General features: G+C 68.2%; 20 protein-coding genes and 5 riboswitches. Of the genes, 13 read left to right on the top strand and 7 right to left on the bottom strand.

Annotation, left to right across the window (positions count from 1 at the left end; all coding sequences use genetic code 11):
* Both ACSYDW_RS00100 and ACSYDW_RS00095 read right to left on the bottom strand, forming a co-directional pair.
* The gene (locus ACSYDW_RS00100; protein WP_438336668.1) at positions 1–960 is read right to left on the bottom strand and encodes an ABC transporter permease; all 960 of its coding nucleotides are present in this window, start codon (positions 958–960) and stop codon (positions 1–3) included.
* Positions 961–966: 6 nt separating this feature from the next.
* Complete coding sequence (locus ACSYDW_RS00095; protein WP_438336667.1) at positions 967–2,631, bottom strand: ABC transporter substrate-binding protein; 1,665 nt, start codon at positions 2,629–2,631, stop codon at positions 967–969.
* A gap of 102 nt (positions 2,632–2,733) precedes the next feature.
* Positions 2,734–2,826: riboswitch (SAM riboswitch) on the bottom strand.
* Positions 2,827–3,077: 251 nt separating this feature from the next.
* Between ACSYDW_RS00095 and ACSYDW_RS00090 the strand changes: the two genes are divergently transcribed.
* Positions 3,078–3,728: a DUF1345 domain-containing protein gene (locus ACSYDW_RS00090; RefSeq protein ID WP_438336666.1), complete on the top strand. Its 651-nt coding sequence runs from the start codon at positions 3,078–3,080 to the stop codon at positions 3,726–3,728.
* Between the two features lie 57 nt (positions 3,729–3,785).
* Here ACSYDW_RS00090 and ACSYDW_RS00085 read toward each other — a convergent pair whose 3' ends face one another.
* Complete coding sequence (locus tag ACSYDW_RS00085; RefSeq protein WP_438336665.1) at positions 3,786–5,189, bottom strand: LLM class flavin-dependent oxidoreductase; 1,404 nt, start codon at positions 5,187–5,189, stop codon at positions 3,786–3,788.
* Between the two features lie 78 nt (positions 5,190–5,267).
* A complete protein-coding gene (locus tag ACSYDW_RS00080; protein ID WP_438336664.1) occupies positions 5,268–6,605 on the bottom strand; it encodes an acyl-CoA dehydrogenase family protein in 1,338 nt (445 codons plus the stop codon).
* A gap of 7 nt (positions 6,606–6,612) precedes the next feature.
* Positions 6,613–6,709, bottom strand: a riboswitch (SAM riboswitch).
* A 199-nt stretch (positions 6,710–6,908) separates the two neighbouring features.
* Between ACSYDW_RS00080 and ACSYDW_RS00075 the strand changes: the two genes are divergently transcribed.
* The 9 genes from ACSYDW_RS00075 to katG all read left to right on the top strand — a co-directional run bounded on the left by ACSYDW_RS00075 (position 6,909) and on the right by katG (position 17,181).
* A complete protein-coding gene (locus ACSYDW_RS00075) occupies positions 6,909–7,547 on the top strand; it encodes an AmiS/UreI family transporter (RefSeq protein ID WP_438336663.1) in 639 nt (212 codons plus the stop codon).
* 43 nt (positions 7,548–7,590) lie between these two features.
* On the top strand, positions 7,591–7,875 hold the full coding sequence (locus ACSYDW_RS00070; RefSeq protein WP_438336662.1) for an FmdB family zinc ribbon protein: 285 nt from the start codon (positions 7,591–7,593) through the stop codon (positions 7,873–7,875).
* A gap of 53 nt (positions 7,876–7,928) precedes the next feature.
* Positions 7,929–9,185 (top strand): formamidase, encoded by a 1,257-nt coding sequence (gene fmdA, locus ACSYDW_RS00065; protein WP_438336661.1) that lies wholly within the window; start codon positions 7,929–7,931, stop codon positions 9,183–9,185.
* A 194-nt stretch (positions 9,186–9,379) separates the two neighbouring features.
* Positions 9,380–9,469, top strand: a riboswitch (SAM riboswitch).
* Between the two features lie 4 nt (positions 9,470–9,473).
* Positions 9,474–10,298 carry an ABC transporter ATP-binding protein gene (locus tag ACSYDW_RS00060; protein ID WP_438336660.1) on the top strand — a complete coding sequence of 275 codons (825 nt, stop codon included), beginning with the start codon at positions 9,474–9,476 and terminating at the stop codon, positions 10,296–10,298.
* Between the two features lie 83 nt (positions 10,299–10,381).
* Entirely contained in the window at positions 10,382–11,410 is a 1,029-nt protein-coding gene (locus tag ACSYDW_RS00055; protein ID WP_438336659.1) for an aliphatic sulfonate ABC transporter substrate-binding protein, read from the top strand.
* A complete protein-coding gene (locus ACSYDW_RS00050) occupies positions 11,410–12,231 on the top strand; it encodes an ABC transporter permease (RefSeq protein ID WP_438336658.1) in 822 nt (273 codons plus the stop codon). Before ACSYDW_RS00055 ends, ACSYDW_RS00050 begins: the two co-directional genes overlap by 1 nt.
* A 14-nt stretch (positions 12,232–12,245) precedes the next feature.
* Positions 12,246–12,335, top strand: a riboswitch (SAM riboswitch).
* Between the two features lie 5 nt (positions 12,336–12,340).
* The gene (gene acs, locus ACSYDW_RS00045; protein WP_438336657.1) at positions 12,341–14,320 is read left to right on the top strand and encodes an acetate--CoA ligase; all 1,980 of its coding nucleotides are present in this window, start codon (positions 12,341–12,343) and stop codon (positions 14,318–14,320) included.
* 180 nt (positions 14,321–14,500) lie between these two features.
* Positions 14,501–14,929 carry a Fur family transcriptional regulator gene (locus ACSYDW_RS00040; RefSeq protein ID WP_438336656.1) on the top strand — a complete coding sequence of 143 codons (429 nt, stop codon included), beginning with the start codon at positions 14,501–14,503 and terminating at the stop codon, positions 14,927–14,929.
* A 74-nt stretch (positions 14,930–15,003) separates the two neighbouring features.
* A complete protein-coding gene (gene katG / locus ACSYDW_RS00035) occupies positions 15,004–17,181 on the top strand; it encodes a catalase/peroxidase HPI (RefSeq protein WP_438336655.1) in 2,178 nt (725 codons plus the stop codon).
* 87 nt (positions 17,182–17,268) lie between these two features.
* On the opposite strand, the gene ACSYDW_RS00030 is transcribed toward katG, so the two are convergent.
* The 3 genes from ACSYDW_RS00030 to ACSYDW_RS00020 are packed head-to-tail and all read right to left on the bottom strand — an operon-like array spanning position 17,269 to position 19,495.
* Entirely contained in the window at positions 17,269–17,916 is a 648-nt protein-coding gene (locus ACSYDW_RS00030; RefSeq protein WP_438336654.1) for a class I SAM-dependent methyltransferase, read from the bottom strand.
* A gap of 33 nt (positions 17,917–17,949) precedes the next feature.
* Positions 17,950–18,501, bottom strand: a complete 552-nt coding sequence (locus ACSYDW_RS00025) for a histidine phosphatase family protein (protein WP_438336653.1) — start codon at positions 18,499–18,501, stop codon at positions 17,950–17,952.
* On the bottom strand, positions 18,494–19,495 hold the full coding sequence (locus ACSYDW_RS00020) for a helix-turn-helix transcriptional regulator (protein WP_438336652.1): 1,002 nt from the start codon (positions 19,493–19,495) through the stop codon (positions 18,494–18,496). Before ACSYDW_RS00020 ends, ACSYDW_RS00025 begins: the two co-directional genes overlap by 8 nt.
* A gap of 90 nt (positions 19,496–19,585) precedes the next feature.
* Here ACSYDW_RS00020 and ACSYDW_RS00015 point away from each other — a divergent pair, with 90 nt between their 5' ends.
* From ACSYDW_RS00015 to ACSYDW_RS00005, 3 genes are all read left to right on the top strand, one after another.
* A complete protein-coding gene (locus tag ACSYDW_RS00015; protein ID WP_438336651.1) occupies positions 19,586–20,134 on the top strand; it encodes a DinB family protein in 549 nt (182 codons plus the stop codon).
* A gap of 190 nt (positions 20,135–20,324) precedes the next feature.
* Positions 20,325–20,420: riboswitch (SAM riboswitch) on the top strand.
* A 159-nt stretch (positions 20,421–20,579) separates the two neighbouring features.
* Complete coding sequence (locus tag ACSYDW_RS00010; protein WP_438336650.1) at positions 20,580–21,953, top strand: O-acetylhomoserine aminocarboxypropyltransferase/cysteine synthase family protein; 1,374 nt, start codon at positions 20,580–20,582, stop codon at positions 21,951–21,953.
* The gene (locus ACSYDW_RS00005; protein ID WP_438336649.1) at positions 21,953–22,450 is read left to right on the top strand and encodes a CoA-binding protein; all 498 of its coding nucleotides are present in this window, start codon (positions 21,953–21,955) and stop codon (positions 22,448–22,450) included. The genes ACSYDW_RS00010 and ACSYDW_RS00005 overlap by 1 nt, the downstream gene beginning before the upstream one ends.
* Positions 22,451–22,623 lie beyond the last annotated feature (173 nt).

Raw genomic sequence — 22,623 nt, 5'->3', positions numbered from 1 at the left:
TTAGGCCGCGAGGGCGCGTGGCGCCCCGTGGATTCCGGACTTGAGGATCCGCGGATCCAGCAGCGGGTGGAGCAGGTCAACGATCAGGTTCACGACGACGAACGCCGTGGCCGTGAGCAGCACGAGTCCCTGCACGAGCGCCACGTCCTGCGCTGTCACGGCCTGCAGGACCACCTGGCCCAGGCCGGAGCGGGCGAAGACCGTTTCGGTGATCACGGATCCGGCCAGCAGGGTGCCCACCGTGATGCCGCTGATGGCCATCGCCGGGGCCGCTGCGTTCTTCAGGGCGTGCCGGAAGAAGATCCACGACCGCGAGGCCCCCTTGGCCCGCAACACGTCGACGAACGGCTGCGCGTAGACGTTGTCCGTGCTCTTGAGCAGCACCTGGGCGATCGGCGCGGACACGTGGACCGCCAGGACCAGCACCGGAACGGCCAGGGAGGCGAACGACCCGTCCGGGAACAGTGACATCACGCCCAGCCGGATCGAGAGCAGCTGCAACAGGACCAACCCGAGCCAGAAGACCGGCACCGCCGCGAACAACGGGGGAAGGTTGACCAGCAGCCGCCTGGACCACGCCCGGCGGGCCAGCGTGGCGGAGGCGACCAGGAGAACGGCAAGGGCCGCCGCAGCCACGAAGGCGCTGGAGGCCAGCGCCAGGGTCGACCCGGCCACGGCCCCGATCCGCTCGGCCACCGGCTGGCCCGAGGCCAGCGAATAGCCGAAGTCGCCGCGGAACAGGCCGGCCAGCTGGCTCAGGTACTGCACGGCCAGCGGCTGGTCGTACCCGTACTGCGCCTTCATGGCGGCAATGGTTTCCGGCGTGGCCGCAGAGTCCGCGGACAGGAAGATCGTCACCGGGTCGTTGGGCAGCAGCTGCACGGCCAGGAAGACCAGCGTGTAGGCGAGCCAGATGACCAACAGTGCCTGTCCCAGTCGGCGGGCGATATATGCGGCCATGGTGCGCTACTTCCCGGACTTCCAGGCGCCCTGGAAGATCGGTGCGGTCCCGGAGGTGAATTCGACGTGCGCCGCGGAGTTGCCGCCGTAGACCTGCACCTCGTCCCAGAGCACCAGCGACAGCGCCTTCTCGGTGACCAGCTGGCGCTGTTCCTCGGCGATGAGTTCCAGGTGTTCCTTCTCGCTGGTTGCCGCGCGTTCCTTGGCGAAGAGCTCGTTGAGTTCCGGGTCGGCGTTGAGCGTCTGGGTGTTGTTTGCCGGGCCGAAGACCGGTCCCAGTCCCCCGTAGGCGAACTGGCGGGTGCCGAAGAACTCGATGTTCGGGTCGATCATCGCGGTGGCCAGGAAGGTGTTGTCGGCGGCGCGGTTGACGAGCTTGACGCCGAGTTCGCGCCACTGCTGCTCAATCAGCTCGAATGCCGGCTTGATGACGACGGAGTTGTTGGAGCTGGTGATGGTGACCTCGAGCTTCTGCCCGTCCTTCTCGCGGATGCCGTCGGCACCGGCCTTCCATCCGGCTTCCTCCAAGAGCGTCTTGGACTTTTCCGGGTTGTAGGCCAGGTCGGCCGAGAGGTCGATGAAGCCCGGGGCGGCGTGGTTCAACACCGAATCGGCGATCACGTAGCTGTCGGAAAGGACAGTGTCCTTGATGCTTTGGCGGTCGATGCCAACCTGCAGCGCCTGGCGCACCTTGGGGTCGGCGAGCTTGCCGCTGGCGATGCGGACCGCCGCCATGTTGGTGGTCAGGTCGACACCCTGGGCGGGCAGCACCAGGTCGCCGCTTGCCTGCAGGGCCTGCTCGTCAACGGGCTGCAGGCCGCGCACGAGGTCGACCTGGCCGGTCTGCACGGCGCCGGCACGGTGGGCGACCTCCGGCAGGTACTTCACGACGAGCTTGTCCAGGTAGGCGGCGCCCTGGTTGGCCGCGGTCTCCGGGGCCCACTTGTAGTCGGCGCGCTTGGCGAAGGTGACTTCCTCGTCGGTCTTCTCGGATTCGAAGACGAACGGGCCGGATCCGACGATCGAGGCGATCGCGGACTGCCCGGCGTTGTCGAGCTTGAGGGTGGCCGTGGACACCAGGCCGGAGGTCACGGACGAGGTGGCGCGCAGGAAGTTCGCGTCGGGGGCCTTCAGCGTGACCTTCACCTGGTTCTTTCCAATGACCTCTGCGGACTTGTAGGCGGAGAAGTCGACGTTTGGAGCAATCTGCGCACCCTTGATGCCCAGCCCCAGGGCGTCGAGGTTCACCTTCACGGCCTCGGCGTCGAGGGCGCTTCCGTCCGAGAACGTCACGCCGTCGCGGATGGTGAAGGTGAACTCGGTCTGCTTGTCGTTGGCCTTGAAGTCGGAGGCGATCCAGCCGACGATCTTGCCCGTCTTCGCATCGAAGTAGGTCAGCCGGTCCAGCACGCTGTTCAGGATGTTGGACTTCTCGTAGAAGCGGGCTGCCTGCGTCTGCCAGTTGTTGATCGGGGTGACTTCGGCGTAGACGAAGGTTCCACCCTGGACGGGGCCGGCTGCCGCGGTGTCCTGGGACGTTGCGGCACCGGGAGCCGGGGTTCCCGAACCGCAGGCGCTCAGGGCCAGGGTTGCGGCGCCCAGGACGGTGAACAGCTTCGTGGCCAGGGCGGCCGAGCGGCGCAGGCGGGCCGGCGGGGTGGTGTTTCGCATCGTGTTGTCCTCTCGGTAGACCCGAGGAATGCCGGGACACGGCGCAGTGCACACCGGGCCGTGGTTAAACGGGGAGTGTGTGGACCGCGCAGAGTTTGGCTATCTCCATCGGTCCTGGCGGTAGCACCGGCCCCCGTGTGGAGGTGGTTGCTGCGGCGTCAACGAGCCAGGTCTCTCAGCCGCTCTGGATGGTGTGCCCGTCGCGGAATATGTCGCGTTCGGACAATTCAAGTCTGCTGCAGGATCTTCGATGAAACCAAGGCGCAAGGCCCCGCCGTGAAACAAATGGACGCAATGGGCCGCCTTTGGGCACGCATTCACGACACAATCCGTCACAAGTCCGATTGTGTCGACCGCTCTCGCGGGCGGCTTGCGTCATGGCTGCGTCATGGGGAAAATGCGCGCCCCGGCAGTCCGGCGGGCGTAGTCCGTGGCATGATCGCTTCATGGTAGCCACAGGTTCTCAACGCACCAGGCACCGCCGGTTCCGGCTGCTGTCCATGGCAGCCGGCGGCGCCGCCGGAGTCCTGCTCACGGGGCTCCTGGGCCAGTGGGCCTATGCGCCGGCCGTGGGCTGGACCGCGGCAGCGCTCGTGTACAACCTCTCCGTGTGGCTGTACATCGCGCCGATGGATGCCGCGAGGACAGCGCACCACGCGCAGGCCGAGGACCCCGGTCACCGCACCTCGGACCTGCTGATCCTGTTGGCGGCGCTGGGTTCGCTGGCAGCGGTGGTGCTGGTCATGGCCGGCGGCAGGGACGCCGCCGACAGCGCCAAGTTCCTGCTCGCATTGCTCGCCATGGCCTGCACCGCAATGTCCTGGCTGCTGGTGCACACGCTCTTCACGCTGCGCTACGCGGAGATCTACTACGAGGGGGACCCGGGAGGGATCTCGTTCAACCAGGAACAGCCGCCGCAGTACACGGACATCGCCTACATGGCCTTCAGCGTCGGGATGACCTACCAGGTGGCGGACACCAACATCACCAGCCGCCGGATGCGCTCGGCGGTGTTGCGGCACAGCCTGCTGTCCTTCGTATTCGGTACCGGGATCCTGGCAACAACCATCAACTTGGTGGTCACGCTGGTGGCCTGAACCGGGTCCGGGCGGGGAGCCCAGGCGCGCCGCCCGGACCCGGTTTGCCGTGCGCCGCTACCTGGATTCGGCGTTCGCGAAGCGGTAGTTCGCGGCGCGGTGCGTGTCCCGGACGCGGTCGCCCCTGCCGAAGAGCTTGTTGCGCAGTGTGCCGCCGGCGTACTCGGTCGGGTAGGCGCCGCGGGCCTGCAGCTCGGGGACGATGTATTCCACGATGTCCTCGAAGGTGCCCGGGGTGATCGCGTAGGCCAGGTTGAAGCCGTCGACGTCGGTCTCCTCCACCCATTCGATGAGCTGGTCCGCGACCTCGGACGGGGAGCCGACGGTGATCGGGCCGAAACCGCCGACCCCGACCCACTCGGCGAGCTGGCGGATGGTCCACGGGTTGCCCTCGTCGCCGCTGGCCTTCTGGAACGTCGCCACGGACGACTGGATCGCGTTGGACTTCACGTTGTCGCCGATGACGTCGTCCGGGGCGTAGGTGGAGAGGTCGATGCCCATCCAGCCCGAGATCAGCGCGAGCGCCCCGTCGATGTCCGCGTAGGACTTGTAGTCCTCGAACTTGGCCTGCGCCGCGGCGCTGTCCGGGCCGGTGATGATGGTCTGCATGGTGTAGATGCGCACGTCGTAGCGGTCGCGGCCTGCGGCCTCGACCTCGTCGCGGATCCTGGACACCGTGGCCTTGAGCAGTTCCTTGGTCGGGGCGGTGACGAACACTGCCTCGGCGTTCTCGGAGGCGAACTTCAGGCCGCGTGGGGAGGCTCCGGCCTGGAAGATCACGGGGGTGCGCTGCGGGCTGGGCTCGGTGATGGCGATGCCCGGGACCTTGAAGTACTTGCCCTCGTGGTTGATCTCGTGGACCTTGGACGGGTCGGTGAACACGCCGCGCGCGGCGTCGCGGACCACCGCGTCTTCCTCCCACGAGCCCTCAAGCAGCTTGTAGATGACTTCCAGGTACTCGTCGGCGTGGTTGTAGCGCTCGTCGTGTTCCAGCTGGTCCTCCTGGCCCATGTTCCGTGCCGCGGAGGGCAGGTAGCCGGTGACGACGTTCCAGCCGATGCGTCCCTGGGTCAGGTGGTCGAGGGTGGCCAGGCGGCGGGCGAACGGGTACGGGTGTTCGTAGGCGGTGCCGGCTGTGACGCCGAAGCCGAGGTTCTCGGTGACGGCGGCCATGGCGGAGACGAACATGAACGGGTCGTTGACCGGGACCTGCGCGGCCGTGCGCAGCGGGACTTCGTTGGTGCCGCCGAAAACGTCGTAGGTGCCGAGCACGTCGGCGATGAAGATGCCGTCGAACTTGCCCTTTTCGAGGGTCTTGGCCAGTTCGGTCCAGTAGGTCAGGTCCTTGTAGCGTGCGGACTGGTCTTCGGGGTGGCGCCACAGGCCCGGCGACTGGTGGCCCACGCAATTCATGTCAAAGGCGTTGAACCGGATCTGGCGTGGTGCAGGAGTCGTGCTCATGGTATTCCTTTGCGGGATAGGGGTCATCGAGGGTTGCCGAGGCAACCCTGCCGGGAAGGTTCAGGTGGTCGGGAAGGCCTAGCGGCCGGGCGCCGAGGTGTTCGAGCCGAGGTCGCCCACGGCGTTCAGGCGCTTGGGGGCCGTCCCGTTGACCTCGTAGTCGCCGACGATGCGCGCCTTGTAGATCGCGGGGTTGTGGGTGGCGACGGTGCGCGCGTTGCGCCAGTGCCGGTCCAGGTTGCAGCCGGTTGCCGTCGAGGATGCCCCCAGCCCGTCGAAGAGCTTCGTGGCGGCGGACAGCACCAGCGGCTGGACGATGGTTTGCGCCCGGTTGGCGGCAAGTTCACACACCGCGAAGCGTTCGGCGTTGCTGAGCGAATCGTCGGCGAGCGCCACCTCGATCTCCGCGACGGCGGACAGCACGATGGAATCCGTGGCGAAGGCCGTGGCCGAGATTTCGCCGACAAGCTGCAGAACCTGCGGCTCGTTGCGCAGCGGGACACCGGTGCCGGTGCTGAAGGTGCGGGTTCGCGCCTGCACCGCGGAGCGCACGTCGTTCAGCGCCGCACGGGTGATTCCGCCCTGCACAGCCAGCAGCACCAGCTGGAAGATCGCGGACTCCGGGTCGTTGACCTGCTGCTCCTCGGGCAGCAGGGTGTCGACAGGAACATCCTGGAACGTCGTGGAGCCGGTGCCTGTGAGCTGCTGGCCGAAGCCGTCCCAGTCGTCGTAGATCTTGACGCCGGAACGCTGCGTGGAGACGAGCGCGATCTGGCGGCCGGCCAACGTGGGGTGGGACGCCGCAACGGCAACCCAGTCGGCGTAGATGGTGCCGGTGCAGTAGTACTTTTCGCCCGTCACGAACCAGTGGTCGCCGCGCTGCTCGAGCGTGGTGTTGAGCGAGCCCAGGGGGTTTCCGCCGCGTTCGGTGTAGGCGTTGCCAACGATCTGGCCAGCGGCGATCCGTTCGGTCCAGCGGCTGCGCACCGCGGGGTCCCGGAGGGTGAGCGCGGATTCGACGAAGGCGATGTGCGCACGCCACAGGTGGGCCACCTGGGAGTCGGCTTCGGCGAGTTCGATGAGCAGGCGGAAGAGGTCGCTCAGGCTTGCCCCGTAGCCGCCTTCGCTGACGGGGATGCGCAGGGCACCGAAGCGCTCGCGGTTGAGCCATCCGACCTGCTCGTACGGCAGGGTACGGGTGGCATCCCGCTGGCTGGCACCCTCGGCAATCCGGGCGAACACGGGACGGAACACTGCGGCGAGTTCGTCGTAGTGGCCGTTGGCGGGAACCCCGGGGGTGAGCTTGAGCAGGTGCCGGGCCGGCGCGTTGCTTGCCAGCGCTTCCAGCGAGACGGACCCGAAGATGTTGGGGTCGGTTTCGACATCGAAGGTGTGCAGGGGTGACTCGGCAGCCATGATTTGATCTCCATCGACTCTGGCGTGAGCACCTACCGCCCAATGAAGGGGAGGGGTTGCTGCGGCGTCATGGAGCCAGATCTCTCGGCCGCTCTGGATGGTTGTTGATGACATTTCTACAAGAGCCGCGTCATGTGGCGCAAACGAACGCCGTCACAATTGTTCTTCTGAAGGGCATGTCCTACCCCTTGCTTGCGTCATCCTTCGACGATAGCCTAAGCAAAATTGTCAGGTGAGAAGCCAAAAATCCGTTCTGCGGAGCGTGCGCTTTCGCCTAATTGCGGTGCGCTGAAAGGAAACGCTGTGGCAAGTGTCGGATTGCTTTATGTCGGTGCCGTGCTGTTCATCAACGGTCTCATGCTCCTGGGAAAGGTGCCCGGCAAGTCGGCAGCAATCCTGAACTTCGCGGTGGGCATCATGCAGGTGGTGTTCCCTACCATCATCCTGATCCAGTCCAACGGGGACCCCGCTGTCGTGTTCGGCGCCTCCGGCCTGTACCTCTTCGGGTTCACCTACCTGTACGTGGGGCTGAACCAGATCTTCGACCTCCCGGGAGAAGGACTCGGCTGGTTCTCGCTCTTCGTGGCCGGCGTTGCCGTGGTCTTCGGGGTCCTTCAGTTCACCCAGGTCGGAGACCCGCTCTTCGGTGTCATCTGGTTCATTTGGGCACTGTTGTGGACGCTCTTCTTCCTTCTGCTGGCGTTGGGCAAATCGTCCCTGAACGACTTCACCGGGTGGTTCACCGTCATTGTCGCCCACCTGACAGGCACGATCCCCGCGCTGCTGCTGCTCAGCGGCAGCTACACCAGCACGAGCCTCGAGGCCGGCATCATGGCCGTCCTGGGCGTCGTCGCCATTGTGGTCGCCTACGCATTGTCCCGGCGGAACAGTGGATCCACGGTCCCCGCCCCCGGCGAGCTCCCGGTGGCTCCCCGCGCCTAAGCCCACACCCCGCACTCCGCACTCCGCACCGAAAGGATGCAGCATGCCGCTCTATGATTTCCGTTGCCCCGAAGGAACTGTCTTCGAGTCAACATTCCCGATGATGGACGTACCGGATGCCCTCGAGTGCCCGGAGTGCCGGCAACCGGCGCGGCGCCAAATGAGTGCCCCGCGCCTGTCGATCGCCAACACCGCCGCCTACAAACTCGTGGACTCGACAAAGCGCAGCGCCCACGAACCAGCCGTCGTCTCGGGGCTTCCCGGGGCGGCCAAGAAACCAACGAGGTACACCAGCAACCCCCTGCACCAGAAACTCCCGCGCCCCTAAGCAGGTGCCGGGTCCACCCACCCAAGTACGACATCGTTTAAGGAGAAGCACCCATGCCTGAAGTGATATTTCCGCTCGATTCGACCAAGAAGTTTGAGGACCAGGAGAAGCTAGGACACAACCGCTGGCACCCGGAGATTCCGCCCGTGGCAACGGTCAAGCCCGGAGACGTTTTCCGGGTCGACTGCCGCGAGTGGTTCGACGGGGCGATCAAGAACGACGACTCGGCTCAGGACATCCTCGATGCACCGCTGCTGAGCGTCCACAAGCTCTCGGGACCCTTCGCCATCGAGGGTGCGAAGCCCGGCGACTTGCTGGTCGTGGACATCCTGGATGTCGGACCGATTCCCCAGGAAGACAGCGGGCCCCTGGCCGGCCAGGGGTGGGGCTACACGGGCATCTTCTCGAAGAACAACGGCGGCGGCTTCCTCACGGACCAGTTCCCCGACGCCTACAAGGCCATCTGGGACTTCACCGGACAGGTCGCCACCTCAAGGCACGTTCCCGAGGTCTCTTTCGAGGGGCTCATCCACCCCGGCCTGATGGGAACCGCCCCTTCGGCGGCCCTGCTGGCCAAGTGGAACAAGCGCGAAGGCGACCTCATTGCCACCGACCCCCTGCGCGTCCCGCCGCTGGCCTTGCCGCCGGAGGCCGAGCACGCGGTGCTGGGCGGGGTACCGGCCAGCGAATGGGGACGGGTCGGCGCCGAGGCCGCCCGCACCGCACCCCCGCGTGAGAACGGCGGCAACCAGGACATCAAGAACCTGTCCAAGGGCTCGCGGATCTTCTACCCCGTCTTCGTCGACGGCGCGAACCTGTCACTGGGCGACCTGCACTTCTCCCAGGGCGACGGCGAGATCACGTTCTGCGGCGCCATCGAAATGGGCGGCTTCATCGACCTGCGGGTGGACATCATCCGTGGCGGCATGGACACCTACGGGGTTTCCGAGAACGCCATCTTCATGCCGGGCCGCGTCGACCCGCAGTTCAGCGAGTGGATCGCATTCTCCGGCACCTCGGTCACGCTCGAGGGCGAGCAGCGCTACCTGGATTCGCACCTGTCCTACCAGCGCGCCTGCCTCCACGCGATCGACTACCTGACGAAGTTCGGGTACTCCCGCGAGCAGGCCTACCTGCTGCTGGGGGCGGCCCCCATCGAGGGCCGGCTCTCGGGCGTCGTGGACATCCCGAACTCCTGCTCGACCGTCTACCTGCCCACGGCGATGTTCGACTTCGACGTGCGCCCCTCGGCCAGCGGACCGCACCAGATCAACCCTGGGATGGGGGCGCCGATGGCGGCGAACAAGTAACCCGTTCCGACCCGTTTCCAACCAACAGAAGGGCGTCCGCGCAGTGCCGCGGGCGCCCTTCGCGCGTGCGCACCCACCATGCCCCAAATGCAGATTCTTCGACGACTTGCGCCATTGGGCAGGTTACATCGAACGTTCCGTCACATTACGCCACGTTTGGCCATGTGACGGCCGATCGCCGTAGATTGGGTACACAACCATCCCGAGCGGCCGAGAGATCTGGCTCCATGACGCCGCAGCAACCACCTCCCCGAGGCCGGTGCTACCGCCAGGAACGATGGAGAGAACATGACTTCGACACTTGAGCGTCCGCCCACCGCCCCGGCGGCGGTCGCTGCGGGCTCCGCACTCGGCGTGGCCTTCCGCGGCGTCGGCCGCAGCTTCGGCGACGGAAAGCACCGGCGGCAGGTCCTGCGGGACGTCGACCTGGTCGTTGAACCCGGCGAGGTCCTTGCGATCCTCGGCCCCAGCGGTTGCGGGAAGTCGACGCTGCTGCGGGCGGTATCCGGCCTCGACGCCCCGAGCACGGGAAGCATCCTTATCGACGGAACGGCCGTGGACGGGCTGGACCCGCGTTGCTCCTTTGCCTTCCAGGAACCGCGCCTGCTGCCCTGGCAATCGGTCGAAAAGAACGTCGCGCTGGGCCTGCCGCAGGGAACCGGGCGCACCGAACGCCAGGACCGCGTTGCCGAGCTCCTGCGCCTGGTCGAACTCGACGGCCACAGCAACCTGCGGCCGCGAGAGATTTCCGGCGGGATGGCCCAGCGCGCGTCGCTGGCCCGGGCCCTGGCCCGCCGGCCCGGTGTCCTGCTGCTGGACGAGCCCTTCGGCGCACTCGACGCGCTCACCCGGCTGAAGATGCAGGACCTCCTGCTGGACATCCACAAGGCCTACCCCACCACGGTGCTCCTGGTCACCCACGACGTCGACGAGGCCCTGCAGCTCGCGGACCGCATCGTCGTGCTGGGGCGGGAACCGGGCGACGATGCGGCAACCGTCACCCAGCTCCTCGAGGTTCCCGGCGCACGTCCGCGCGGCCGGAACAACGACGACGTCACCCGAATGCGCAGCTCCCTGCTGGCCTCGCTGGGCGTCGACCCCCACCGCCACTAGCCCGCCAAGGCCCCGTCTTTCCCGCCGTCCGCACGGACGGCCATTCACGTTCGCCCTTTTCCACCCGTTTAAGGAACTTTCCAATGCCAAAAACTCCCGTTTCACGCCGATTCGTCCTGACCGCAACCGTCTTCGCAACCGCAGCGGCGCTCCTGACCGGCTGCGCCGGCGAGGGTTCCGGCGGCGCGAGCGCCGCCGAGGCCAAGACCCTGAACATCGACTTTGCGACATACAACCCGCTGAGCCTCGTCCTCAAGGAAAAGGGCTGGCTTGAGGCCTCGTTGAAGGAGCAGGGCATCACCGTCAACTGGGTGCAGTCCGCAGGTTCCAACAAGGCCAACGAGGCACTCCGCGCCGGCGCCGTCGATGTGGGTTCGACCGCCGGTTCGGCGGCGCTCCTGGCCCGATCCAACGGCTCGCCCATCAAGACCATCGCCCTGTACTCGCAGCCGGAGTGGGCGGCCCTGGTCGTTGCCAAGGATTCACCCATATCCTCCGTGGCGGACCTCAAGGGCAAGCAGGTCGCAGCCACCAAGGGCACCGACCCGTACTTCTTCCTGCTGCAGTCCCTCGAGGCCAACGGCCTGAAGTCCTCGGACGTCACGGTCCAGAACCTGCAGCACGCCGACGGCCGCACCGCACTGGAAAACGCTTCCGTTGACGCCTGGAGCGGACTGGATCCCATCATGGCCGGGGCCGAGCAGAACGGCGCGAAGCTGATCTACCGCAACCTCGATTTCAACACCTACGGCGCGCTGAACGCCACCGAGTCCTTCCTCGAGAAGTCGCCCGAGGTCGCCCAGACCGTCGTCGACTCCTACGAAAAGGCCCGCGAATGGGCCGCTGCGAACCAGAAGGAAACCGCGGAGATCCTCGCGGGAGTCGCCGGCCTGGATGCCGCGGTCGCCACCAAGGTGATCACCGAGCGCTCGAACCTCGGCGTGGATGCCGTGCCGGGGGAAGCCTTCACCAAGGTCCTCGCCAAGGTCGGCCCCATCTTCGTGGAATCACACGACGTCAAGGCCCAGTCCGACGTCGACACCGCGCTCGGCTCGCTCGTGGATGACAGCTTCGCCCGGAAGGCGGACGCCACGAAGGTCAAGACGCCGTAATGCCAGCCCCTTCCGACCTTTCACCCGCAGTCGCCCGGGCCTCCGGGCGGCCGCGCAACCCGTTGCTGGCGACCCGTGCGGGGCGCATCTTCCTGGGATCCCTTCTCCCGGTGGTCCTGCTTGGGCTCTGGCAGGCGTCCACGACGCTTGGCTGGGTCAGCACCTCCCAGCTGCCGACCCCCGGGTCGGTGCTCGAAGCGGCCCTTGAACTGCTCGACGGCGGGACGCTCGCACAGCACGTGGCGATATCCACCCAGCGCGTGCTGGTCGGCTTCGCCATCGGCTCCCTGCTGGGCCTGGCGGTCGGCGCGCTCGTCGGGCTGTCCGACCTCGCCGACGCCCTGCTCGGGCCGTTCATCGGGGCCATCCGAGCCGTGCCCTCGCTCGCGTGGGTGCCGCTGCTGATCCTGTGGATGAAGATCGGCGAGGACTCCAAGGTGACACTGATCGTCATCGGCGCGTTCTTCCCCGTCTTCACCACCGTCTACCTGGCCTTGCGCCACGTGGACAGGAACCTGATCGAGGCGGCACGGGCCTTCGGGCTCAAGGGAACCAGGCTGCTGGCCACCGTGCAGCTGCCCGCAGTGGTCCCGGCGATCTTCTCCGGCCTGCGGTTGGCCCTGGCCCAGTCGTGGCTGTTCCTGGTGGCCGCCGAACTCATCGCCTCATCCATGGGGCTGGGCTTCCTGCTGCTGGATTCGCAGAACAACGGCCGGATCGACCGCCTGGTCCTTGCCATCATCCTGCTGGCGGTGCTGGGCAAGACCACCGACGCCCTGCTGGGGCTGGCCGAGCGCAAGGCCATCAACCGCTGGGCCTGAGGCACCGCACCAACCACCCATCCAGAGCGGCCGAGAGACCTGGCTCCACGACGCCGCAGCAACCACCTCGCCGAGGCCGGTGCCACCGCCAGGACCGATGGAGAACCACATGTCTGCAACACTTTCCCCCGCCGCGACCACCCTGCCCGCCGAAGACCCGTGGAACGAGGACGAACGCCTGGCCTTCTGGGATGCCGCGGCCCGGCGCCTGGACTGGGCCGCGGACTGGCACACCGTCCACCGCAGCACCGGCGTGGACCCGGCCGCGCGCCGCGGACCCGAGCTGCGCTGGTTCGAGGGCGGAAAACTCAATGCCGCCTACAACTGCGTGGACCGCCACGTGGAGGCCGGGCGCGGGGAGAAGGTGGCGCTGCACTTCGAGGGCGAGCCCGGGGACCGCACCACCGTCACCTACAAGGACCTGCAGGACCGGGTCTCCCGGGCCGCCAACGCGCTTCTCGCGCTCGGCATCGGCACGGGCGACCGCGTGGTCATCTACCTGCCCGTCCTCGTGGAGACCGTCGTCATCACCCTGGCCTGCGCGCGCATCGGGGCGGTGCACTCCCTGGTCTTCGGAGGCTTCTCCGCCGAGGCGCTGCGCTTCCGGGTGGAGGACACCGGCGCGAAGCTCCTTGTCACAACGGACGGGCAGTTCCGCCGCGGCACAGCCGTGCCCGTGAAGAAGAACGCCGACGCCGCGGTGGCCGGGGAGAACAGCATCGAACACGTGCTGGTGCTGCGCCGCACCGGCAGCGAGATCCCCTGGACGGAGGGCCGGGACCTGTGGTGGCACGAGACGGTCGACACCGCCAGCACCGAGCACACCCCCGAGGCGTTCGACGCGGAAACCCCGCTGTTCATCATGTACACCTCCGGCACCACGGGGCAGCCCAAGGGGCTGGTCCACACCACGGGCGGCTACCTGACGCAGGCCTCGTGGAGCCACGAGTTCCTCTTCTCCCACCCGGACCCGGCGCAGCGCGCGAACGACGTCCACTGGTGCACCGCGGACCTGGCCTGGGTCACCGCGCACACCTACGAGATCTACGGCCCGCTGTCCAACGGCGTCACCCAGGTGATCTATGAGGGCGTCCCCAATGCCCCGCACCCGGGGCGGCACTTCGAGATCATCGAACGCTACGGGGTCACCAGCTACTACACGGCGCCCACCCTGGTGCGCTCGCTGATGGGCTGGTTCCCGGACGGGATCCCGGCGACGCACGACCTCTCCTCCATCCGGCTGGCCGGAACCGTCGGCGAGGCCGTGAACCCGGAGGCCTGGCGCTGGCTGCGCGCCCAGGTCGGCCGCGACACCCCCGCCGGCATCCCGATGGTGGACACCTGGTGGCAGTCGGAAACCGGCGCCACGATCCTCTCCCCGCGGCAGGACGACGCCGCGTTCAAGCCCGGCTGCGGCACCCGGGCGCTGCCCGGGGTCGCCGTGGACATCGTCGACGAGCAGGGCGCCGCCGTGGCACCGAACGTGCAGGGCAACATCGTGCTGACCCGCACCGGCCCGGCCATGGCCCGCACCGTGTGGGGCAACCCGGAGCGCTACTACACCTCCTACTGGGAAAAGTACGCGCAGCGGGGCTGGTTCCTGGCCGGTGACGGCGCGCGCTTCGACGACGACGGGGACATCTGGATCCTCGGGCGCACCGACGACGTGATAAACATTTCCGGGCACCGTCTCTCCACCATCGAGATCGAGTCCGCGCTTGTCACGCACCCGGCCGTCGTGGAGGCCGGGGTGTGCCCCACCGTCGACGCGAAGACCGGGCATGCGGCAACCGCCTTCGTGGTGCCCTTCGACAAGAGCCTCATCGGGACCTCCCTTCCCTACGAGGCGCAGGCCCGGCAGCACTCGCTGCTGGCCGAGCTGCGCCACCACGTCGCGAGGCAGATCGGTCCGATCGCCAAGCCGCGCGACATCGTCTTCGTGCCGGACGTGCCCAAGACCCGCTCGGGCAAGATCATGCGGCGGCTGCTGACCCAGCTCTTCGAGGGAAGCACGCTCGGGGACACCACCAGCCTGCAGAACGAGCCGTGCATCGCGCAAATCAAGGAGATCTGCGCGGGCCAGGCTTAGGCCGGGGCGGAACCGGGGGCATGCCCAGGGGCCCGTCCGGCGCGGCGGCGCTTGCCGCCCGCGCCGGGCGGGTCTTCGCGTTCCCCGGCCTGACCTGCGTATTCACGGGCGCCCCTCGGGATCCCGCAACATTTCCGAGGCTATCTTGACTAGTTCAAGATAAGCGGGCAGACTTTTAGCATGACAAACCCGGTGGAGCTCGAACAGCTGCTGCGCGACGCGTCGATGCGCGTCACGCTCCCGCGCCTCGCCGTGCTCACCGCTGTCACCGCCAACCCGCACGCCGACACCGACGCCATCCTTGCGGCGGTGCGCTCCGAGCACCCCGCGGTGTCCCACCAGGCGGTGTACGACTCCCTGAAGGTGCTGACCCGCCTTGGCGTCCTGCGCAAGATCCAGCCCCACGGGCACAACGCGCGCTACGAAACCCGCGTGGGAGACAACCACCACCACCTGGTCTGCCGCTCCTGCGGCACGGTGCTGGATGTCGACTGCTCGGTCGGCAGCTCGCCGTGCCTGCATGCCTCGAACGACCACGGATTCACCATCGACGAGGCGGAGGTCATCTACTGGGGCCTGTGCACCGCCTGCCGATCCGCGGAATCCTGACCCCGGCGCCCCGCAACGCCCCTCCCCGATTTCACCAAACCAAGAAGCACCCAACCCACTCTTGAAAGGAAGCCATGTCCGAGACCTCGACAGGCAAATGCCCCGTAATGCACGGTGGCCGCACCCACCCCACCAGCGGCAGCGCGAACACCGAGTGGTGGCCAAGCAAGCTGAACCTGAAGATCCTGGCCAAGAACACCGCGGTTTCCAACCCGCTGGATGAGGACTTCGACTACACCAAGGCCTTCGAGGCCCTGGACCTGGAGGCCGTGAAGGCCGACCTCGCCGAGACCATGACCAAGTCCTACGACTGGTGGCCCGCCGACTTCGGCCACTACGGCCCGTTCTTCATCCGCATGGCCTGGCACTCGGCCGGCACCTACCGCAGCCACGACGGCCGCGGCGGCGGCGGCGCCGGCCAGCAGCGCTTCGCCCCGCTGAACTCCTGGCCGGACAACGTCAACCTTGACAAGGCCCGCCGCCTGCTGTGGCCGGTCAAGAAGAAGTACGGCCAGTCCATCTCCTGGGCCGACCTCATGATCCTCGCCGGCAACGTCGCCATGGAGACCATGGGCTTCAAGACCTTCGGCTTCGCCGGCGGCCGCCCGGATGTCTGGGAAGCAGACGACGACGTCTACTGGGGCCCGGAAAAGGTGTGGCTGGAAAGCGAACGCTACACCGGCGCCCGCAACCTGGAAGCACCGCTGGCAGCCGTCCAGATGGGCCTGATCTACGTGAACCCGGAAGGCCCGGAGGGCGTCGCCGATCCGCTGGCCTCGGCCGTGGACATCCGCGAAACCTTCCGCCGCATGGGCATGAACGACGAGGAAACCGTCGCCCTGATCGCCGGCGGCCACACCTTCGGCAAGACCCACGGTGCCAGCGAAGAGCTGCACAAGGGTGCCGAGCCGGAAGCCGCCCCGCTGGAAATGCAGGGCCTGGGCTGGAAGTCCGGCTACGGAACCGGCCACGGCGATGACACCATCGGCTCCGGCCTGGAGGTCACCTGGACCTACCACCCGACCCGCTGGGACAACGAGTTCTTCCACATCCTCTTCGCCTACGAGTGGGAACTGTTCCACTCCGCGGCCGGCGCCCAGCAGTGGCGCCCGGTCAACGGTGCCGGCGCGGGCCTTGTCCCGATGGCACACAACCCGGAAGAGACCCGCGAACCGCGCATGCTCACCAGCGACCTGGCCCTGCGCTTCGACCCGGCCTACGGCGCGATCTCGCTGGACTTCAAGAACAACCCGGAAAAGTTCGCCGACGCCTACGCCCGCGCGTGGTTCAAGCTGACCCACCGCGACATGGGCCCGAAGGCCCGCTACCTCGGCACCGAGGTCCCGGCCGAGGACCTCATCTGGCAGGATCCGCTGCCGGCAGCCCCGGCCCAGACCCTGGGCGAGGCGGAAACCGCGGCGCTGAAGAACCTCATCGCCGAATCGGGCCTGAGCGTCCAGCAGCTGGTCTCCACCGCATGGAAGGCCGCAGCGTCCTTCCGCTCCTCGGACAAGCGCGGCGGCGTCAACGGCGGCCGCATCCGCCTGGAACCGCAGGTTTCGTGGAAGGTCAACCAGCCGGAGCAGCTCAAGCCGGTCATCGCCAAGCTCGAGGAAATCGTTGACGGGTTCAACGCCACCTCGGCCGTGAAGGCCTCCTTCGCCGACGTCGTGGTCCTTGCGGGCAACGTGGGCGTGGAGCAGGCTGCCCTGGCCGCCGGCCAGGACATCACCGTGCCGTTCACCCCGGGCCGCGTGGATGCCACCCAGGAGCAGACCGACGTCGACCAGTTCGCATGGCTTGAGCCGGTTGCCGACGCCTTCCGCAACTACGACTCGGGCTTCCTGGACATCCCGAGCGAGTACCTGCTGCTGGACCGCGCCAACCTGCTGGGCCTCTCCGCCCCGGAGATGACGGTGCTGCTCGGCGGCCTGCGCGTGCTGGGCAACAACTGGGACGGGTCGAACCTGGGCGTCTTCACCGACACCCCGGGCGCGCTGACCAACGACTTCTTCGCGAACCTCATGGAACTGGGCCTGGAATGGACCCCGGACGCCGAGGAAAAGACCTACTCCACCACCGACGGCCGCTGGAACGGCAGCCGCGTGGACCTGGTCTTCGGCTCGAACTCCGAGCTGCGCGCGCTGGCCGAGGTATACGCCTCGGACGACGCCAAGGAGAAGTTCGTGAAGGACTTCGCCGCAGCCTGGGCCAAGCTCATGGATGCCGACCGCTTCGAGCTCAAGAAGTAGCCACCGCCTGAAGCTGCATGCGGCCGTCCCCTTCGGGGGCGGCCGCATGCGCCGTTAACAGGGGTCCGCCCTTTCCGGCTGACGCCCCTACCGCGACACCACCAGGTAGGCCATGGCGCCCTCGCGGTCCACAGTGACCTCGCCGATCCCCGCGGCAAGCGCTGCCTCGCGCAGTTGGCCGGCCGTGCGGATCGCTGCGATGTCCCCGTGGGATTTCAGCACTTTCAGGTAGGCGTTGGAGCGGGCCGGGCCGCGCACCAGCGAGGCCAGGTGCAGCGACCCGCGCTCCCCCAGCTGCGCACCCAGCCCGGCGAACAGCGGTGCCAGGTCCGGGACGAGGTGCAGCAGGCCAAGGCCCAGGATGGTTTCGTAGCGCCGCCCGTCCACCGGGGCCAGCATGTCCCGGCATTCAAGGGTGATCCGCCCCGGCACCTCGCCGCCGGCGGCCCGCCGGATCGACTCGCGGGCCAGCCCCAGCATCGGCGCACTCAGGTCCACCAGCGTCGTGGGCCGGCGCCCCGCAACGTGCAGCAGCGCCGTGGCCCGCGCCGTCCCGGCAGCCACCTCGAGCAGCGGGCCCCCGGCCGAGCCGATCGCCCGCGCGGCAAAGGCCGCGTACTGCTCCGGGTGCGTTCCCCAGCAGATCCTGTTGTAGGCGGGGGAACCCAGCATCGCGTCGTAGGCCCTGGCCCGGCGGTCGTAGAACCCGGGCTTCCCGAAGAAGTTTTCGCTCACCGAACCATCGTGCCGCCCGGAACCGCGTGCGCGCTAGCGCCCGGCGGCCGCCAGGTGGCGCCGCAGGGCCGCGACGTCGACCTCGACGACCTGCCCGTTGCGCAGCAGCGGCGTGCGCCGTCCTGGGCCCAGCGCATCGAGGACCAGCCGGATCAGCGTCCCGTGGGCGACGGCAATGATGTTCTTGCCCTCGTGCCGCAGCAGCAGGTCGTTGAGCGCCGCGATCCCGCGCCCCGCCACGGCGTCCTCGGGTTCGGCCGAGCGCAGCAGCACGTCGATCTCCTCCCGCGGCAGGTCCCGGACGACCCTGCCTTCGGCGTTTCCGTAGTGGCGCTCGCACAGCCCGTCGATTTCCTCGCCCGGCCCCAGGTCGACGGCCCTGCCAATGTGCCGCGCGGTTTCCACGGCCCGGCCCAGCGTCGAGGACACCAGCACGTCCCAGGGGGATCCGGCCAGTTCCAGGCCCGCAGCCCGGGCCTGTTCGTGGCCGGCGTCGTTCAGCGGGATATCGGTCTGCCCCTGGAGGCGCCCCTCGGCGTTCCAGTCAGTCTCGCCGTGGCGGACCAGAACCAGTGTTTCATTCATGCCCCAAGCCTAGCCCGGCCTGATCCCGCTCCCCCGCCGGCGGCCCACCACCCGGTGCCAGCTTTGAGGACCACGACGAGAGCAGCTCGCGCAGTTCCTCAGGTTTCACGTCGCTGACCTCCGCCCCGCTCAGCGCCAGCCCGAACGCCGCCCAGCGCAGATCGGTGCCGTCGGTGCGCACCACGCAGCTGTGCCCGTCAAACGGCTGGATCTCAAACCACCTGCCGATGCGCGAGGTGAGCTCTTCGGCGCCGGCGTGCACCCGGGCGCTGGCCTGTTGCTGCCCGGAACCGTGCAGCCCGGTGCGGACGAACTGCGCCGCGTCTCCGCCGGGGATCTCCCGCGGCGCGAAGCGCAGCGCCCGGGGCCGGGCGTTCTCGGCCCGGTCCACCCGGAAGCTGCGCCAATCGGCGCGGTCCAGGTCGTAGGCCACCAGGTAGTAGCGGTTGCCCACGTTGACCAGCTTGGCGGGCTCCACCCGACGCGAACTGGCGGCACCCCGGGCATCGCGGTACTCGAAGGCCACGCGCTCGCGGTCGCGGCATCCCTGGGCGAACACCACCAGCACCTGCGGATCCACCGGATCCGGTGCGGAATGCCGCGAGTCCAGCGGCACGGTGCTGGCGGTCAGCGCCTGCGCCCGCTGCCGCAGACGTTCCGGAAGGACCGGAACCACCTTGGACAGGGCGCGCAGCCCCGCGTCGGCCAGCGAGTCCTCGCCACCGTGGATTGTCGACTGCAGACCGATGACCAGGGCCACAGCTTCCTCGTCGTCGAGCACCAGCGGCGGCAGCGCAGCACCGGCGGCCAGCTGGTAGCCGCCACCCACGCCGCGTTCGGCCTGCACCGGATAGCCCAGCTCGCGCAGCTGGTCCACGTCCCGGCGCAGCGTGCGCAGCGACACCCCCAGGCGCTTCGCCAGCTCCTCGCCGGCCCAGTAGCGCCGGGTCTGCAGCAGCGACAGAAGGCGCAGCGATCGTTGGCTTGTACTCACAAGAACATTCTCCCGCTATTTAGGACAAAATCTGTCACTTATGGCTCCTATCGTGGTTTTACCAGCCCACCAAGAACGAGGAGCAACACCGTGAGCACCACCATGAAGGCCACCAACACCACGCTGACCGGGGAACGCGCCGACCTGCACCAGGCCCTGGCCAACGCCCGCCACTTCCTGCGCTTCACCGCCCAAAACCTGACCGACGAGCAGGCCTCGACCCGCTCCACCGCCAGCGAGCTGACCGTCGGCGGGCTGATCAAGCACGTAAGCGCCGTCGAACTGCAGTGGCAGCAGTTCATGGTCAAGGGCAAGGCCGCCATGGACTGGGGTGACGTGGATTTCTACAACATGCCGCCCGAGGCGCTTGAGGCCTTCACCGCCGAGTTCAGCATGCAGCCCGGCGAACACCTCGAAGGCCTGTTGGAGAAGTACGCGCACATCGCGGAGCAGACCGACGCACTGTTGGAAGGGATCGACCTGGATACCGTGCACGAGCTGCCCCAGGCCCCGTGGTTCGTGGACACCCACTGGTCGGTGCGCCGCACGCTGCTGCACATCATTGCCGAAACGATCCAGCACTCCGGGCACGCGGACATCATCCGCGAAACCCTGGACGGCCAGAAGTCCATGGGGTAGCCGGCGCCACGGCGGGACACCCCGACGCCCGCGTGGCCCGGGGGCGCGCGAAGCTCCACGCAGGACTCCACGTGCGGCAGCTCCCGGGCCACCCGAGCACGGTGCAGATTCTTCGATTCGGGACACCCCGGACGCAATCTGGGCTCACATTCTTTGGACGACGGCCGGATTTTTGCCACAATGGAGCAAGACCCCATCCCGAGCGGCCGAGAGATCTGGTTCCATGACGCCGCAGCAACCTTCCACACTCCGGTGGACAAGGTGCTACCGCCAGAAACGATGGAGAGCGCGCAAGCAATCTTTGGTGCCGGCCCCTGCGGGATCCACAACGATCCCAGGGGCAGGGCACCTCATTGACCCGGGAGAAGCGCCGCACCGCCCCACCGGCGCGTGCAGTCCGCCCCCCGGATCGCACGCGCCTCCTACGCAAGGAGCCAGCCCCCTCATGGCCGAACACCAGTTTGGATTCCGCACGCGCGCACTGCACGCCGGCGGCACCCCGGACGCAGAGCACGGTTCCCGTGCCGTCCCGATCTACCAGAGCACCTCGTTCGTCTTCAAGGATTCCGACGACGCCGCCAACCTGTTTGCCCTGCAGAAGTACGGCAACATCTATTCGCGCATCGGCAACCCGACGGTCGCCGCGTTCGAGGAGCGCATCGCCTCGCTCGAGGGCGGCATCGGCGCCGTCGCCACCGGCTCGGGCATGGCCGCAGAGTTCATCACCTTTGCCGCCCTCGCGGGCGCCGGCGACCACATCGTCGCCTCCTCCAAGCTCTACGGCGGAACCATCACGCAGCTCGACGTGACACTGCGCCGCTTCGGCGTGGAGACCACGTTCGTGGACTCCACCGACCCGGCCGCGTTCGCCGCGGCCATCCGGGAAAACACCAAGGCCGTCTACACCGAGGTCGTCGCGAACCCCTCCGGCGACATCGCCGACCTCCGGGGCCTGGCCGAGGTAGCCCACGCCGCCGGCCTGCCGCTGGTCGTGGACTCCACGCTGACGCCGCCGTACCTGTTGCGCCCCATCGAGCACGGCGCGGACATCGTGATCCACTCGGCCACCAAGTTCCTCGGCGGCCACGGAACCACCCTCGGCGGCGTCGTCGTGGAGGCCGGCACGTTCAACTGGGGCAACGGCAAGTTCCCGTCGATGACCGAGCCCGTCGCCTCCTACGGCAACGTCTCCTGGTGGGACAACTTCGGCGAGTACGGATTCCTGACCAAGCTGCGCAGCGAGCAGCTGCGCGACATCGGCCCGGCGCTTCCGGCGCAGTCGGCGTTCCAGCTCCTGCAGGGCGTCGAGACGCTGCCGCAGCGCATGGACGCGCACCTTGCCAACGCCAAGGCCGTGGCCGAATGGCTGGAGGCCGACCCGCGCGTCGCCTACGTGAACTACGCCGGCCTGCCCTCACACCCGCACCACGAGCGCGCCAGGGAGCTGCTCCCGCTGGGTGTCGGGTCTGTGTTCAGCTTCGGCATCAACGGCGGCCGCGCCGCCGGCGCCGCTTTCATCGAGGCGCTGCAGCTGGCCAGCCACCTGGCCAACATCGGCGACGTGCGCACCCTGGTGCTGCACCCCGCCTCCACCACCCACCAGCAGCTCACCGCCGAGCAGCTGGTTGCCGCCGGCGTGCCGGAGGACCTGATCCGCTTCTCCGTGGGGCTGGAAGACCTCGAGGACATCCTCTGGGACCTCGACCAGGCCCTGACCGCATCCCAGCAGGTGCTTGCCGCGCCGGCCGAGGAAATTTACGACGGGGCCGCGTGCTCCATCGACGCGGCACGCGCCGCAGCCACGACGGGAGCCAAGTAATGACCGCCACCGAAACCCGCACCTGGGAAGGCCCGAACGCGGCCGAGCGCCTGGAGATCCTGCGCAAGACCACCTCGATCGCGATCGTCGGCGCCTCCAACAAGCCCTCGCGCGCCAGCTACTTCGTGGCGACCTACCTGCTGTCCTCCTCCAAGTACAAGGTCTACTTCGTGAACCCGGTGCTCGACGAGATCCTGGGCCAGCCGGTGTACAAGTCGCTGGCCGACCTGCCGGAGGCGCCGGACCTGGTGGAGGTCTTCCGCAAGCACGACGACCTGCCCGGGGTGCTGGACGAGGCGATCGCCGCCGGCGCCAAGACCCTGTGGCTGCAGCTCGGCTCCTGGCACGAGGAGGTTGCGGCTCGGGCCGAGGCCAACGGCCTGGATGTGGTCATGGACCGCTGCGTGAAGATCGAGCACGCCCGCTTCCACGGCGGCCTGCGCCTGGCCGGCTTCAACACCGGCGTCATCTCCTCCAAGCGCCAGCTGCTGGCGTAGCCGCAAGCGATTCCGCGGGGGTGGGGCCCCCCCCCCCCCCCCCCGGCGCCCCCCCCCCCCCCCCACCACCACCCACCCCCCCCCCCCCCCCCCCCCCCCCCCCCCCCCGCCCCCCCCCCCCCCCCCCCCCCCCCCCCCCCCCCCCCCCCCCCCCCCCCCCCCCCCCCCCCCCC

The sequence above is a fragment of the Paeniglutamicibacter selenitireducens genome (genome assembly GCF_051550675.1).
Taxonomy (GTDB): Bacteria; Actinomycetota; Actinomycetes; order Actinomycetales; family Micrococcaceae; genus Paeniglutamicibacter.
The sequence above is the reverse complement of the archived record's forward strand: the minus strand, read 5'-3'. Positions and strand labels throughout refer to the sequence as shown.

Coding starts and splice junctions, on each gene's coding strand:
- ACSYDW_RS00100 (WP_438336668.1), bottom strand. CDS start 960: ATGGCCGCATATATCGCCCGCCGACTGGGACAGGCACTGTTGGTCATC.
- ACSYDW_RS00055 (WP_438336659.1), top strand. CDS start 10,382: ATGCCAAAAACTCCCGTTTCACGCCGATTCGTCCTGACCGCAACCGTC.
- ACSYDW_RS00085 (WP_438336665.1), bottom strand. CDS start 5,189: ATGAGCACGACTCCTGCACCACGCCAGATCCGGTTCAACGCCTTTGAC.
- ACSYDW_RS00025 (WP_438336653.1), bottom strand. CDS start 18,501: ATGAATGAAACACTGGTTCTGGTCCGCCACGGCGAGACTGACTGGAAC.
- ACSYDW_RS00005 (WP_438336649.1), top strand. CDS start 21,953: ATGACCGCCACCGAAACCCGCACCTGGGAAGGCCCGAACGCGGCCGAG.
- ACSYDW_RS00010 (WP_438336650.1), top strand. CDS start 20,580: ATGGCCGAACACCAGTTTGGATTCCGCACGCGCGCACTGCACGCCGGC.
- fmdA (WP_438336661.1), top strand. CDS start 7,929: ATGCCTGAAGTGATATTTCCGCTCGATTCGACCAAGAAGTTTGAGGAC.
- ACSYDW_RS00040 (WP_438336656.1), top strand. CDS start 14,501: ATGACAAACCCGGTGGAGCTCGAACAGCTGCTGCGCGACGCGTCGATG.
- ACSYDW_RS00095 (WP_438336667.1), bottom strand. CDS start 2,631: ATGCGAAACACCACCCCGCCGGCCCGCCTGCGCCGCTCGGCCGCCCTG.
- ACSYDW_RS00080 (WP_438336664.1), bottom strand. CDS start 6,605: ATGGCTGCCGAGTCACCCCTGCACACCTTCGATGTCGAAACCGACCCC.
- ACSYDW_RS00090 (WP_438336666.1), top strand. CDS start 3,078: ATGGTAGCCACAGGTTCTCAACGCACCAGGCACCGCCGGTTCCGGCTG.
- ACSYDW_RS00070 (WP_438336662.1), top strand. CDS start 7,591: ATGCCGCTCTATGATTTCCGTTGCCCCGAAGGAACTGTCTTCGAGTCA.
- acs (WP_438336657.1), top strand. CDS start 12,341: ATGTCTGCAACACTTTCCCCCGCCGCGACCACCCTGCCCGCCGAAGAC.
- ACSYDW_RS00050 (WP_438336658.1), top strand. CDS start 11,410: ATGCCAGCCCCTTCCGACCTTTCACCCGCAGTCGCCCGGGCCTCCGGG.
- ACSYDW_RS00060 (WP_438336660.1), top strand. CDS start 9,474: ATGACTTCGACACTTGAGCGTCCGCCCACCGCCCCGGCGGCGGTCGCT.
- katG (WP_438336655.1), top strand. CDS start 15,004: ATGTCCGAGACCTCGACAGGCAAATGCCCCGTAATGCACGGTGGCCGC.